Source organism: Bacillus cereus group sp. BfR-BA-01380, assembly GCF_022663535.1.
Taxonomy (GTDB): Bacteria; Bacillota; Bacilli; order Bacillales; family Bacillaceae_G; genus Bacillus_A; species Bacillus_A cereus_BB.
This window is the reverse complement of the sequence record NZ_JAKUFS010000005.1, coordinates 118,263-132,684: the sequence shown is the minus strand read 5'-3', so window position 1 is coordinate 132,684 and position 14,422 is coordinate 118,263. Positions and strand designations below refer to the sequence as shown.

Below are 14,422 nucleotides of genomic sequence, written 5' to 3'. Positions count from 1 at the left end.
AATGTATGTAAATTCACTAAGTTATTCTTATATGCATAGTAAAAGGGGGACTCATCATGTCATTACAAAAAATCGCCTTTGTCGGTGCAGGCTCAATTGCCGAAGCGATGATTGCTGGATTATTACAAGCCCAAGTTGTAAAAGGAGAACAAATTACTGTTAGTAATCACTCTAATAAAAGAAGACTACAAGAGTTGCATCACCATTACGGTGTACATGGTACACATAATAAAAAAGAGCTGATTGCTAACGCTGATATTATATTTTTAGCAATGAAACCAAAAGATGTTGTGGAAGCTCTTACTCCATTACGAGATTACATTACGAAGAATCAATTAATTATTTCATTACTAGCCGGCGTATCCACGACATCCATTGTCAATTTACTGAAAAAAAATGTTCCTATTATTAGGGCAATGCCAAATACATCATCAGCAATTTTAAAATCAGCTACTGCCATTTCTCCTTCTGTTCATGCAAAAGAAGAACATATCATGCTCGCAAAAACACTTTTTGAAACAATTGGTCTTGTGTCTGTTGTAGAAGAAAAGCATATGCATGCTGTCACCGCTTTATCAGGAAGCGGTCCAGCTTATATTTATTACGTTGTGGAAGCAATGGAAAACGCAGCAAAACAAATCGGCTTAGAGGAAGCTGTTGCAAAATCACTTATTCTCCAAACAATGATTGGCGCCGCAGAGATGTTAAAAACAAATGAAAAGCACCCTTCTATATTAAGAAAAGAAATTACATCGCCAGGAGGAACGACAGAAGCTGGTATTGAAGTATTGAAAAGCTTTCAATTTCAAGAAGCACTTATTCAATGTATTACAGAGGCAACAAAACGTTCTCACGAGCTTGGCGAAACGTTAGAGAAGTTTGTAAGTGAAAAATAAAAAAACCTTGCTTAGTGAGCAAGGTTTCCCTCTTTCTCATTTTTCTTTCCAAAAATTTCTTCCTGCAAACGACGTCCTGTCGGCGTTGCTGCAAGACCGCCTTCTGCTGTTTCACGAAGCGCACTTGGCATCTTTTGTCCGATGCGATACATCGCGTCAATTACTTCATCACACGGAATGATACTCGTTACACCAGCTAATGATAAATCAGCTGCAATCATCGCATTTGATGCACCAGCTGCGTTACGTTTTACACACGGTACTTCTACAAGTCCTGCAACAGGATCACATACTAACCCAAGCATATTTTTAAGTGCAATACTCATTGCTGTTGCTGCCTGTTCTGGTGTACCTCCAGCCATTTCAACAGCAGCTGCAGCTGCCATCCCACTTGCTGAACCAACTTCCGCTTGACACCCGCCAGCTGCCCCGGCAATGCAAGCATTGTTCGCTACAACCATACCAAATGCACCAGCTGTAAATAGAAATTCAATCATTTCTTCGCGCGTTGGGTTTAATTTTTCTTTTAATGCAAATAGCACACCTGGTACCGTCCCCGCTGAACCAGCTGTTGGCGTTGCACAAATAATACCCATTGCAGCATTTACTTCATTCGTTGCGACAGCTTTACTTACTGCATCTAAAATTGTATCCCCGGACAAACCTTTTCCACTTGTCATATACGCTTGTACTTTCACTGCATCTCCACCAGTAAGTCCAGTCGGAGATTTCACACCTTGAATTCCGCGTTCAACTGCTTTTTCCATTACAACTAAGTTTTTTTCCATACCAGCGATTACTTCTTCACGAGAAAGTTTTCTTGTGTCCATTTCACATTGAATCATAATCTCTGCGATTTTTACATTTTTCTCTTTTGCTTGTGCAACTAGTTCCGCTACATTCCGAAACATGTTGTGTCCCTCCCTGCTATTAATCCATAATTGTTACTTGACAAATATTTTGCTGCGCTTTAATTTCATTGATGATTTCATCTGCTAATAACTCATCTGTTTCAATAACCATTAGCGCTCTTCTTCCTTTTTCCTTACGTGAAACACTCATCATACTAATATTAATTTCGTGCTTTGCAAGAATAGATGTAACAGAAGCAATTGTTCCGAAACGATCATTATTTACAATTAGAAGCGCCGGACTTGTACCTGTTAATTGCAAATCAAATCCATTGAGCTCCACAACTTCAATTTTCCCGCCGCCGATTGAACAAGCAACGACTTCAATTTCATCCTCACCTTTATACAAACGAATTTTCGCTGTATTTGGATGGACTGCTTGTGCTTCTTCTTCAATAAACGTAACGTCAATTCCATGTTCTTTGGCAATTTCAAGCGCTTGCGGAATGCGAGGATCATCCGTTTCAAATCCTAGTATTCCTCCTACAAGTGCTACATCCGTGCCATGACCTCGATATGTTTTTGCAAACGAACCGTATAACGAAATGATAATTTTCTCAGGTTCATGACGAAACAGCTGACGAGCAACTTGCCCCATTCTTGCTGCACCTGCTGTATGCGAACTAGATGGTCCGATCATAACTGGACCAATAATATCAAAAACTGAACGATATTTCATAATAATTCCCCCTAAATCTTCATTATGAAAAAGTTACTTACTAATAATCTATTAAGTTACTGCTTTCTTTGCTTTTGTATATGTACTAATCTTATAGAATTCATTCAATAAACTGACACACACCATCAGCTATCATAATATATAAGAGCTCTCTTGTCACTTTTTGATTTACTACATTTTTTTACAAATACAAACAGCATATAATCTTATACTGTACAGTTATATTGAATACGCTTTCATTATATCTCTTTTTTTGCAGAATTGAAGTTTTTTAATATTTCAAATTAAGGGCATCCTTTTTTCACATATGCAGACGTATTTTATTTTCTACGTTTTGCGAGAATAAAAAAACAATGACAGATGTAGTCGATACATCTGTCATTGTCTTTTCATTATCTTGATACGAGAAAACGTTTCAAATCCGCTGCAATTTCCGTATTTGGAAATACTCGCTTCGCTTCTTCGAGAAGTATGTTACATGCTTCCCCTTGATAACGAGAGCTAATATGAGTTAAAATCATTTGTTTTACATTTGCTTGAATCGCAATATTTGCCGCTTGTTCTGTTGTAGAATGATAATAATCATGAGCTTGTTGTGAATCTTCCGCACCGAACGTCGCTTCATGTACAAGTACATCAGCATCTTGTGCTAATTGAATACTCGCTTCACAATAACGTGTATCTCCTAAAATTGTAATAATTCGCCCTTTTTGTAATGGCCCGATAAAATCCTGCCCGCAAAGTACACGTCCATCCTCAAGCTCTACTGTTTCTCCATCTTTTAAACGCTTAAAGATTGGCCCTGGTTTAATTCCTTCCTCTAATAATTTATCAACAAGAAGATGCCCTGGAATATCTTTTTCTACAATGCGATAGCCAAAACATTCAATACCGTGTGATAATCGCTTCGTTTCCACAAGAAATTGTTTATCTTCATATACAATACCTTCTTCGGTAATTTCGATAATCTCTAGTGGATATTTCACATGTGTTGTACTTACTGCCAAGGCGACTTCAACAAACTGTTTAATCCCTTTTGGACCATATACAGTTAACGGAGTTGTCCCCCCTTGAAACGAACGGCTTCCTAACAAACCTGGCAGTCCAAAAATATGATCCCCATGTAAATGGGTAATAAATATTTTCTCAATGCGACGCGGACGCACTGATGTATGTAAAATTTGATGTTGCGTTGCCTCACCGCAGTCAAATAGCCACGTTTCACCTATCTCTTCCAACAATTGCAAAGCTATTGCTGATACGTTTCTTCCTTTTGCAGGAACGCCAGCTCCTGTTCCTAAAAATACAAATTCCACATTGCATCCTCCAAGCATTTCATAATCTCTATAGTTATCTTACGGAATATAAACAAAAATGGCAAATCAACTTTGTATAAACCACCCATATAGACAACTATATAAAACGAACGTTAACAACAAAAAACACATTCATTCGTGTTCTGTAGTAAAATAATAGTATCATTTATAGAAGGTGGCTAAAACAATGAAAGAAGTATTTCGTTTACAAACTGACTTTTCTTCTTCTTTTGATCGTTGGGTAAGTTTATTTATTTCTGAAACACCAGCAGAATTACAATGGTCTACGTTAAAAGAGTTAATTCATGAATATATAGCATTGCATACAGTTCAAACCGTACCAGAATATATCCCTTCTTCCATCACATATTATGCGCAACGCATTTCTACTCCAACCAATACAGACATTGTGATTTACGAAAGTTCTTCTATGTAAAATATAAAAAGGTATCGGCTTCCGATACCTTTTTATGTTGAGATAAAGTGAAACTTCCGTCAGTGGGGGTTTTCTTCATCCCCCACTGACGGTTAGTTGAACCAATCGGGCTTTTACGGGCAGTTTATCTCCCACCTAACTTCTTAAGAAAAGCGGAAGTGGCTCGTTCAGAATGTGAGGGGGATGGAGCTTCTGACGTAGAGGTGTTTTTTACCTCGCAGGAAGAAACGAAGCCACCGAACATTCTAGCCACTGGAGCTGGACAATGCTTTCGCCGAATTTTGAGGTGGGAGTATTACTGCCCGTTAATGCGGGATAAATAAACAAAACGATTTGTTTAAACATAGAGTGAAATACCTAAACAGGCACCGTTTTTGAATTATAATGCCGCTTTTAACGTTATCCTTTCATTAGCAATTCCTTTATAATTTGTGAAGGTTCTTACAGGATGAAAATTTTACTGTCGATTAATGCGGGATAAATATATTTTGCATATTTCAATAAAAAATATTTAAGAAAGAAGAAGAAAATATATTAACATAAGTTGCCATCATAAATCCCCATAAATATCGCAATATAAATCATGCGGAATGAGGCTAATTATCTATTCCTAAATTTTTCTACAAGGAGTCGAACATGAATATTCTAAATTGGTTTATATCATTATTCACTTTTGGAAGAGGAACACAGCGAGTGTTTCAATTGTTTAGAACTAGACGGAATAATAGAAATTGGATTTGGGTTTCTTTATTAGGTATAGGAACAGTTTTTGGTTTAGCAGCAAGCCGAAACCTCAATATGATGAGACCGTTCCAGTGGTTCTTTCGAGGTCTGCAAAATAGAGCAAGAACAGTTATGCCAACGAATTTAAATTTGGCAAATATGGAAATTGCTGATGAAATAACTCCCAATAAACAAAAATAATACGAGTAAAAGATTAATTACGGTTCTTAAGAAGAACAAATATACTAAAAATCTTGCAGAAGATACCTCCTGCGAGATTTTTAGTATATACATACATTTTAAATTTCCGACATCTTTGGCTAGCTCTGCAGCATACAACATGAGCTGCACTTGCTCCCTCTCTTTGTCTTAAACCTCGCATGTGGCAGGAAAAGGCCCTGAAAAGAAAGGGTTTTTATGTCATTTTTTTACTTGTATATATAGTAAATAAACTTACATACAAATTTTTTCATGTGAATTTATTCTCTAATTTTTGTTGAAATGTTCTCTCTTGTTGCCGAAACAATTGACTACCGTGCTGGATAACCTTTGCTCCATATTTATTATTTAATTGCTCCATCACTGTCAAAAGCGGTTCTGCCTTCGCATCTTCTTCAAATGAAAATAAATCAAGCTGCTTAATCGCTTCTGTTTTCCATTCTAGTTCACAAGCAGTAATTCCAAGTAATCGAACAGGGTCACCATCCCAATGTTTTTTCCATAGCCGTATTGTCGCCTGAAAAATATCCGGCCATTCCCAAATTGCATTTTCTAACATTTTACTGCGCGTAATCGTTCGGCGATTATAGTATTTAATCGTAATTTGAATATTATATGTAACGAGAGTACGTTTTTGTAATCTTCGACTGACAGATTGAGACAAGCGCTCTAACGTACTTAACAACTCCTTCTCTTCGTCTACATCTTTTGGCAGCGTTATAGAATTTCCGATTGTTTTATATTGCCCCATTTGACTTGGGTCAACATCTCTATTATCGATACCGTTTGCACGTTTTTGTAAATCCAATCCATGATTTCCAATGACAGAACGAATAATAGGAACTTTTCCAGTAGCTAAATCTCCAATCGTATGTATATGTACATCTTTTAATTTTTCTGCTGTTTTCTTTCCAATTCCATGCATCTTTTCAACTGGAAGCGGCCAAAGCAACTCTTGTATATCACGTTTACGAAGTACTGTAATACCTAGAGGCTTTTTCATATCAGAGGCTGTTTTGGCTAGAAATAAGTTCGGAGCAATCCCAATGCTACACGGAAGCTGTAATTCTGTAAGTAATGTTTGTTGAATCATTTGAGCAATTTCTATCGGCGAACCGAGCCCGTAGCAATCTGTAATATCTAAATATCCTTCATCAATTGAGACTGGTTGAATTTTTTCTGTAAACCGTGCCAGAATTTGAAACAAAGCAAAAGAAGCCTCTCGATATAAATCAAAGTTTGGATGTTTTACAATGAGTTCCGGGCATAGCCGCCTTGCTTCCCAAACAGGCATCGTTGCACGAACTCCCTTCGCTCTTGCCTCATAACTACACGTTACAATAATGCCTTTTCGTTCTTTCGCATTACCAGCTATCGCTAATGGTTTTCCTTGCAACGATGCATTACGGGCAATTTCAACAGATGCATAAAAACAATTCATATCTACATGCAAAATGACACGGCCATTTTTCGGATACATTTCACGCATCTTTCTCACCACCAAAGGAACGTTTGTTCTTATTTTATCAAAAAACTTGTAAAAAAATCAATATTTGAGAGGAGGAAATCATTAATATATAGAAGTATGTCTATATGGAAATTTCAAGGAGGTTAGAGAAAAGAAATGACTACACATCTAAAACCCCTTTATCTCATTTTACTATCTGTTTTCTTTCTGTTGCTCATCTATTTCCTACTTCCACTCATAGGCGTCGATGCTTACTGGCTTCTTTCGTCTCTACTTTCATTTTCAACTCTGTACATTCTTCCATGGATTTTTCTGTACTGGTTTATCCGCCTTGTAAAGGCAATAGAATCAAAATAACGAACACTTTTAAGGAGAGAAGAAAATGAGTGAAGAATTTGATAGCAAACATTTTAGGCTCGAAAAAATTCGTAACGAGATCTATGCAGCAATTGCAAAAGAAGGTGGCGGTGCTGCAGCAAATGCTGGTTTTATTGATTTAGGGGATACAACTATTGTTTTTGATACATTTAATACACAACAAGCTTCTGAAGATTTAAAATATGCAGCGGAAACGATAACAAATAAGCCCGTTACATGGGTAATAAACAGTCATTGGCACGGAGACCACATTCGAGGGAACCAAACGTTTAGGGATAGCACCATTATTTCAAGCCAAATGACATATGACGAAATGAAAACTGCTCATCCATCACGAATCAATAAACAAAAAAATGATATTCATGGTCTAAGAAATTATATTCAATCTTTACAGGATCAATTAACGCAAACTTATGATACGCACTTAGAACATCAAATCAATTTTTTAAGTGAACTAGAAATCTCATTACCTACACTAGAGTTAGTACTACCTCAACAAACATTTACAGATGAGGTCATTTTCCGTGGAACGAAACGCAGTGCAAAGCTTTTCACATTAGGCGGCGGGCATTCCCCTTGCGATGCTATGCTTTATATTCCAGAAGATAAAGTAATATTCATGGGTGACTTGTTATTTGTTGATTGCCATCCTACATTTTTTGAAGAATCAAATCCGCAAAATTGGATTCATATTTTAAAAGAGGTTGAAAGGATGGATATTGATATAGCCATACCAGGTCATGGCTCGGTAGGTACAAAGATTAATTTCTTAGAAGTAATCGATTATATACATAACTTAACTGCAATTGCACAAAAACACACCGAGATCGAAACGATTCCATTACCTAACAGCTACAAAAGTTGGCCTTCTCCACAAATCTATCACCAAAACGTTAAAACCCTAAAAGAATTATTGCATTGTTAAGCTATATAAATACAAATTAAAAAATCGACATAAAAACCTCTTTCTTTTTAGGCGGACGAGAGCATCTGGCCATGCATAGAAGCGGTCAGAGCCTTTTTCTGCCACATGCAAGGTTTAAAACAAAAGGAGAAAGCAAGTACAGCTCATGTTGTATGCTACATAGCAGCGACTTATAAAGAAAAGCAGAGCTAGACAAAAATGTCGAAAAATGAAAATGGATTTATTAAAAAACGCATGGGTAATTTCACCCATGCGTTTCAACTTAGCCGATTTTTTGATTACTTCGCTACTTCCTCAATAATCGCAACAACCATCTCTGCTGTTTTCACTAGTTCTTCAACAGGAATTTTTTCGTTTGTTGTATGAATTTCTTCATAACCAACTGCTAAGTTTACTGTTGGAATACCATGACCCGCAATTACGTTTGCATCGCTACCGCCACCGCTTTGGTGAAGAGATGGTGTACGACCGATTTTTTCAGCAGCACGTTTCGCAACTTCTACAACGTGATCGCCATCAGCAAATTTAAATCCTGGGTACATTACTTTTACTTCTACTTCTGCTTCTCCGCCCATTTCTTTAGCTGTTGATTCAAATGCTTCTTTCATTTTACGAACTTGCTCTTGCATTTTTTCGTCTACTAAAGAACGTGCTTCAGCAAAGATTTCTACATAGTCACAAACGATATTTGTTTGTGTACCACCTTCAAAACGACCGATATTCGCAGTTGTTTCAGAATCAATACGGCCAAGTGGCATTTTTGCAATGGATTTTGCTGCAATTGTAATTGCAGATACACCTTTTTCTGGTGCTACACCAGCATGAGCTGTTTTACCGCGAATGATTGCATTTACTTTCGCTTGTGTTGGTGCTGCAACAACGATTTCTCCAACTTTTCCATCGCTATCTAGTGCATAACCATATTTTGCTGTAATGCGTTCACGATCTAATGCTTTTGCACCAACAAGACCAGATTCTTCACCAACTGTAATGATGAATTCTATTTTTCCGTGCGCAATGTTTTTCTCTTTTAACACGCGAATTGCTTCAAACATAGATGCAAGTCCAGCTTTATCATCAGCACCTAAAATTGTTGTACCGTCAGATACGATATAACCATCTTGAATAGAAGGCTTAATTCCTTTACCAGGAACAACTGTATCCATATGAGAAGTAAAGTAGATTGTATCTACTCCTTCTTTTGTTGCTGGTAATGTACAAACTAAGTTACCAGCACCGTGACCAGTCTCACCCATTGTATCATCTTCAAATACTTCAACGCCTAAAGAAGAGAATTTTTCTTTTAACACTTTGCAAATCTCAGCTTCGTATTTTGTTTCAGAGTCTACTTGCACAAGTTCCATAAATTCATTCACTAAACGTTCTTGATTAATCATGAGAATACGCCTCCTGCGTTATGTATGTAACAATGACTATTATAACAGAATTCTGCAAAAGTTTCGAAGGCGAAATAATGAAACTTTAATTAGTTGACGCTTTCTTCATCTCCGGTAATTATGCAATTCAAACTTTACATGTTAAACCACGTATATTATCTTTTTTAGGTGGGCGAGAGTATCTGGCTATGCATAGAAGCGGTCAAGGCCTTTTTCTGCCACGTATAAGGATTAAAATAAAATAAAAAAGCAAGTGCAAGTTATGTTTTATTGCTACATAGCAACGACTTATAAAGAAAAGCGGAACTAACTGTTTAGGCCCATTGGCTAAGGCTCTTTCATACAGAAGGTATTTTTTACCTTCTCATGTGGAAGGTTCTTAGACATGAGGGTTTAGGAGGCAGAACTAGACAAAGATGTTGAAAAATGAAAATGGATTTATGTAGAAAATGTCTCATAATAGACCCTTGTACCAAATTTCGTTTGTATATACAATAAGATTGAGGAGATTCGCAAGGAGGATCATGATGAATAAAAAAACACAAAAAATTATGGTTTATGTCATGTTAATTACAATGCTTGTCACAACATTACTTACTGGTATAAGCATGTTTTGGTAAAAAAGGGGGATATTCTCTCCCTTTTATGTTGCCATAATAATAAGTCCTGCAATACTAAACGCAATTCCCATTCCAAGCGAAAGAACAAAGTTTGGATATTGCTGCTCATAAAAAGCACTTAATGCAAAAGTAAAATTAAGAAGAGAAATAGAAAAGACAGATATTGAAAATGGACAGATATTAAAAGTTGCCAATATAAAAGTAATAATGGCAAGAGCACCAATTAAGAACTGAATGTGTGGGAGCCTATTATTCGTATACATAACAGCAACTCCTTTTCATATAATATTTATTTATACTGTATTCACGAGACGTACTAGTTCTGCTACTAAAAACATATACAAATGTATACTCTTAGAGTTTTCCTGCTTCTACGAACCCCATTTCGCTACTTTCCTTGCTACTTTGGTTTATATGGCTCTCCACAGGCGTTCATTCCGATGTAGCCCACCGTACATATATACCCACTAGTTAAGTTAGTATGGTATATTCTTTTGCTTGTAAAAGGTTGATGGATGCGTTTAAGTCTCTATCTATTTCATTTCCACACTCGCATGTATATACTCTGTCAGACAGTTTTAATTTCACTTTCTTATGGCCACAACATGAGCATAATTTAGAAGAAGGATAGAATCTGCCTACTTGGCGTAATTCAATGCCATATTCTTTACACTTTGCTAATAACCATGTTTGAAACGTATAAAAACATTGCTGTGCGACCGCTTTAGATAGATGCTTATTCTTCATCATCCCTTTTACATTCAAGTCCTCTATTGTGATATACGTTGGTTTGGTTTTCACTAACTTATTCACAACAGACTTTACATACTCTAATCTAATATTTACTAAACGAGCATGTAGTTTTTGTACTCTAAGAATATTTTTGTCTATATTCGCTCTTTTGTTCGTAGCAGATGTTTCACCTCTCTTTTTTAGATTTTTATACTTTTGCGATAAAGAGCGCTGCTCACGTTTTAATTTTTTTTCTAGCTTTCTTACTTTTCCAGTTTTGTTAATGTTTTCGTGAACTTCCCCAGTACTACAAATAGCAAAGTCTTTAATCCCTAAATCAATCCCTAATCCTGTTTCTTCTAGCTTTGGTTTTACTTGTGTTTCCTCTACTTCACAAAGTATGGATACATAATATCTCCCTGCTTTTTGTTATCATCATTAACGCATGTTATATGTACACATGTCAAGACAAGATATACTATAACAAAAAGCCAACATATACTGCTGGCTTTCTTCGTAAGCAATTGCACCCTTTTCTCTCGCAAGCTGCTCAAATGATTTTTTTGATTTCACAATCCATACTTTTGTTCCAATCGGAATACGATCGTACAAATACTCTACATCTTTTTTATGCATTCGAATACACCCTTGGGAAACATACTTGCCAATCGAGCTTGGCTGGTTTGTTCCATGTATCCCATATTTACTACCATCTGTATCTCGGGCATTAAAGCCTATCCATCTTGAACCGAGCGGATTTTCCGGTGAACCACCTGGAATGTCCTTCGCAATATAATACGGATTTTTCGCCTTCATCACAACATCAAATGTACCTTCTGGTGTTAAATCATTCGTTTTACCTGTTCCGACTGGAAATGTATTTTGTATCTTTCCATCATAAATATATGCAAGTCGGTTTGTTTGTTTATTGACGATAATAAGCGGATCGCCAACACGTGGATTATCACCGAGCGGCCAAAGAGGCGATAGGGAAATAAATAATATGAATGAAAGAAGATATGACATACCGCATTCCGTCCTTCTTATATTAATTCTTTGATGTTATATTTCCCTATAAATCGACTTTTAATGAATAAAAATTGCTCTATTTCATAGACGAGCTGAACGAGCTTAGCACGCGTTTCAAATTCTTCTCGTGTTTCTGGAAGCGGCATTTCTCGAAAGATTTCTCGCATCTCTTGAAGCTGTCTTAATGATATAACCCCTGTACTTTCTGGGCGAATTGCATTCCCAACATTTTCAATTACACCAGCCACCATACCCGCTTGTTCATATGACCAAGATAACGAAGCAACTAGCGGCATAACTCTTTCTAAAATTTCATACTGTTGCTCACGCATTTGAAAATAACGATAGTAATAATCATCTTCACGCATAAACTGATTTTCCAGCTTTATAAAAGACAATTCTTTTGCCTTCTCAAGTAATGTTTCCGTTTCAATTAGCTCTTTTCCATTCCACACACTTTCACGATTTCTTAAATATGCGGCCATTTCCAAAAGCATCGTCTTAAAATTAGATTCTACTTTTTGTTGATACTCTTTCAACTCATTTTCAACGCTTGGCATGTACAAATTAATTAATAAAGCAACACTAATTCCAACCGTTAAAATGGCAATCTCATTTCCAACAATTGCCCACGTAATTTTTTGCAATGAATATAAATGCATAACAATAACAGCGCTTGTAACAATCCCCTCTTGAATCTTAAGCATAACTGCACTTGGAATAAACAGAAGTAATAAAATCCCAAGTGTTAACGGTGTATATCCTATCGGTTCAAAAATAAAAAATGCAAAAACCATAGAAAGTAAACAAGCTATAAAGCGATGAATAGATACTTCTAATGATTTTCTTTTTGTATTTTGTACACATAAAATGACAAGAATGCCGGCTGTACTAGAAAACTCCAAATGAAGTAATTGAGCAATCCACACAGCCAATGCAGTTCCAGCTGCTGTTTTCACTGTTCGATATCCAATTTTAAACATGTTAACGCTCCTATTATGTACTTTCAACATAACTACTCAGTCACTCTATGAAAAAACGATAGAAAAGCATCTTTTTAAATGGTCTGGGAGGGACTGGCTATGTATAGTAGCGGTCAGTGCCTTTTCCTGCCACTCGCAAAGTTTTAAAACAAAGACAGGCAGCGCCATTTTTATCTTCATGGCAGCAATTTATATGCCGGAAAATGAAAAATGAAATGTATGGCTGAGTAGTTACCTTTCAACATAAAATAAGTATAAAGAAAAGGATGACATAATGTCATCCTTTTTCCCTTATTATTCACGTAACGTTTACATGTTACAACATTTTTCGCAAAAATTCTTGGGCACGTTTGCTTTCCGGTGCTGTAAAAAATTGCTCTGGCTTCGCATCTTCTACAAGTTTCCCTCCATCTAAAAAGAGAACACGATCTGCTACTTCTTTTGCAAACCCCATTTCGTGCGTAACGATTGCCATCGTCATTCCTGTCGTTGCAAGAGATTTCATAACTTCTAATACTTCTTTCACCATCTCCGGATCTAGTGCTGAAGTCGGTTCATCAAATAGCATAACGTCCGGTTCCATTGCTAATGCCCTTGCAATTGCAACACGCTGTTTTTGTCCACCAGAAAGACGATTTGGATAGGCATCCTTTTTCTCAAGTAATCCCACTTTTTCTAATAATTCTTCAGCCTTTTTTACTGCCTCCTCCTTTGCAGTACCTTTTACAGTAAGAGGAGCATACGTAATATTTTCTAACACTGTCATATGAGGGAATAAATGAAAATGTTGAAATACCATTCCAACATGCTGACGAACTTCCATAATATTTGTATTTGGATTCGTTACATCCTGATCACCAATCCAAATTTGTCCGCCAGATGGTTCTTCTAATAAGTTCATGCAACGTAAAAATGTTGATTTCCCTGAACCAGACGGCCCAATAATTGCTACCACTTCACCTTGTCCAATTGTTGTTGTAATCCCTTTTAATACTTCGTTATTTCCAAATGATTTGTGAAGGTCATTAATTTTAATCACTTTTCTTCATTCTCCCTTCAACTGCTTTCCCAACGAATGTAAGAATAATAACAAGAATGTAATAAATCATACCGACAAATAAAAGCGGCTCAAAATAAGACAATGTCTCACCGCCAACAATATACGCACGGCGCATTAAATCTGTTGCACCGATTACAGTAACAACCGCGGACTCTTTCGTTAATGTAACAAATTCATTTACTAATGCAGGTAAAATATTTTTTAATGCTTGCGGTAAAATAATATTTTGCATCATTTTACCATATGGAATACCAAGTGCCATTGCCGCTTCTGTTTGTCCTTTATCAACCGCTTGAATTCCAGCGCGAATGACCTCTGACATGTATGCGCCTGAATTTAAGCTAAATGCTAACACTGCTGCTAAAAATGCTGAAATATCATATCCTGTAATTTGCGGAAAACCGTAATAAATAATCATTAATTGTAGTACAAGCGGTGTACCACGAAAAAGAGATGTATAAAAATCAGCAATTATACTTAAAACCTTTATTCTAGCAATTTTACAAAGCGCTAATAACGTACCTAGCGCAAAACCAAGCAAAGAAGCAACGGCAACAATTTTTAATGTAACTTCTAAGCCCTTCAATATATATGGTATTGAAGGCGCTATTTGCGAAAAATCCAAGTTCATTTTCAGTCAGTCCTCTCCA

16 protein-coding genes and 1 pseudogene are annotated in these 14,422 nt (G+C 36.6%); 6 read left to right on the top strand and 11 right to left on the bottom strand.

Translation table 11 applies throughout. The features are described 5' to 3' along the window. Positions 1–56: 56 nt before the first annotated feature. Positions 57–896, top strand: a complete 840-nt coding sequence (proI, locus tag MR076_RS06785) for a pyrroline-5-carboxylate reductase ProI (RefSeq protein ID WP_242218958.1) — start codon at positions 57–59, stop codon at positions 894–896. A gap of 11 nt (positions 897–907) precedes the next feature. Here the strand turns inward: proI and sdaAA are convergent, their stop codons facing one another. The 3 genes from sdaAA to rnz form a co-directional block, all read right to left on the bottom strand. Next, entirely contained in the window at positions 908–1,807 is a 900-nt protein-coding gene (gene sdaAA / locus MR076_RS06780) for an L-serine ammonia-lyase, iron-sulfur-dependent, subunit alpha (RefSeq protein WP_242218956.1), read from the bottom strand. Positions 1,808–1,826: 19 nt separating this feature from the next. Beyond that, a complete protein-coding gene (sdaAB, locus tag MR076_RS06775) occupies positions 1,827–2,486 on the bottom strand; it encodes an L-serine ammonia-lyase, iron-sulfur-dependent subunit beta (protein WP_242218953.1) in 660 nt (219 codons plus the stop codon). Positions 2,487–2,878: 392 nt separating this feature from the next. Further along, the gene (rnz, locus tag MR076_RS06770; protein WP_242218950.1) at positions 2,879–3,802 is read right to left on the bottom strand and encodes a ribonuclease Z; all 924 of its coding nucleotides are present in this window, start codon (positions 3,800–3,802) and stop codon (positions 2,879–2,881) included. A gap of 187 nt (positions 3,803–3,989) precedes the next feature. Here rnz and MR076_RS06765 point away from each other — a divergent pair, with 187 nt between their 5' ends. Further along, positions 3,990–4,238, top strand: coding sequence for a DUF3932 family protein (locus MR076_RS06765; RefSeq protein ID WP_242218948.1), 249 nt, complete (start codon positions 3,990–3,992; stop codon positions 4,236–4,238). A 636-nt stretch (positions 4,239–4,874) separates the two neighbouring features. Then, positions 4,875–5,162 (top strand): hypothetical protein, encoded by a 288-nt coding sequence (locus tag MR076_RS06760; protein ID WP_242218946.1) that lies wholly within the window; start codon positions 4,875–4,877, stop codon positions 5,160–5,162. 268 nt (positions 5,163–5,430) lie between these two features. Here the strand turns inward: MR076_RS06760 and MR076_RS06755 are convergent, their stop codons facing one another. Then, positions 5,431–6,669: a DNA polymerase IV gene (locus MR076_RS06755; protein ID WP_242218944.1), complete on the bottom strand. Its 1,239-nt coding sequence runs from the start codon at positions 6,667–6,669 to the stop codon at positions 5,431–5,433. A gap of 135 nt (positions 6,670–6,804) precedes the next feature. On the opposite strand from MR076_RS06755, the gene MR076_RS06750 reads away from it, so the two are divergent. Both MR076_RS06750 and MR076_RS06745 read left to right on the top strand, forming a co-directional pair. Then, positions 6,805–7,005 carry a hypothetical protein gene (locus MR076_RS06750; protein ID WP_242218941.1) on the top strand — a complete coding sequence of 67 codons (201 nt, stop codon included), beginning with the start codon at positions 6,805–6,807 and terminating at the stop codon, positions 7,003–7,005. Positions 7,006–7,030: 25 nt separating this feature from the next. Further along, the gene (locus tag MR076_RS06745; RefSeq protein WP_242218939.1) at positions 7,031–7,951 is read left to right on the top strand and encodes an MBL fold metallo-hydrolase; all 921 of its coding nucleotides are present in this window, start codon (positions 7,031–7,033) and stop codon (positions 7,949–7,951) included. A gap of 278 nt (positions 7,952–8,229) precedes the next feature. On the opposite strand, the gene MR076_RS06740 is transcribed toward MR076_RS06745, so the two are convergent. After that, a complete protein-coding gene (locus MR076_RS06740; protein WP_090913962.1) occupies positions 8,230–9,348 on the bottom strand; it encodes a tripeptidase T in 1,119 nt (372 codons plus the stop codon). Between the two features lie 527 nt (positions 9,349–9,875). Between MR076_RS06740 and prli42 the strand changes: the two genes are divergently transcribed. Continuing rightward, entirely contained in the window at positions 9,876–9,968 is a 93-nt protein-coding gene (prli42, locus tag MR076_RS26350) for a stressosome-associated protein Prli42 (RefSeq protein WP_230573203.1), read from the top strand. Positions 9,969–9,991: 23 nt separating this feature from the next. Here prli42 and MR076_RS06735 read toward each other — a convergent pair whose 3' ends face one another. From MR076_RS06735 to MR076_RS06710, 6 genes and pseudogenes are all read right to left on the bottom strand, one after another. Further along, positions 9,992–10,231: a DUF3894 domain-containing protein gene (locus MR076_RS06735; RefSeq protein WP_242218937.1), complete on the bottom strand. Its 240-nt coding sequence runs from the start codon at positions 10,229–10,231 to the stop codon at positions 9,992–9,994. A 208-nt stretch (positions 10,232–10,439) separates the two neighbouring features. After that, a pseudogene (locus tag MR076_RS06730) lies at positions 10,440–11,126 on the bottom strand (RNA-guided endonuclease InsQ/TnpB family protein); the annotation flags it as partial. A gap of 12 nt (positions 11,127–11,138) precedes the next feature. Beyond that, a complete protein-coding gene (locus tag MR076_RS06725; protein ID WP_242218934.1) occupies positions 11,139–11,726 on the bottom strand; it encodes a L,D-transpeptidase in 588 nt (195 codons plus the stop codon). A 17-nt stretch (positions 11,727–11,743) separates the two neighbouring features. Continuing rightward, positions 11,744–12,712: an aromatic acid exporter family protein gene (locus MR076_RS06720; RefSeq protein ID WP_242218932.1), complete on the bottom strand. Its 969-nt coding sequence runs from the start codon at positions 12,710–12,712 to the stop codon at positions 11,744–11,746. A gap of 316 nt (positions 12,713–13,028) precedes the next feature. After that, a complete protein-coding gene (locus MR076_RS06715) occupies positions 13,029–13,751 on the bottom strand; it encodes an amino acid ABC transporter ATP-binding protein (protein ID WP_242218930.1) in 723 nt (240 codons plus the stop codon). Continuing rightward, positions 13,744–14,403 (bottom strand): amino acid ABC transporter permease, encoded by a 660-nt coding sequence (locus tag MR076_RS06710; RefSeq protein ID WP_242218928.1) that lies wholly within the window; start codon positions 14,401–14,403, stop codon positions 13,744–13,746. Before MR076_RS06710 ends, MR076_RS06715 begins: the two co-directional genes overlap by 8 nt. Between the last annotated feature and the right edge of the window lie 19 nt (positions 14,404–14,422).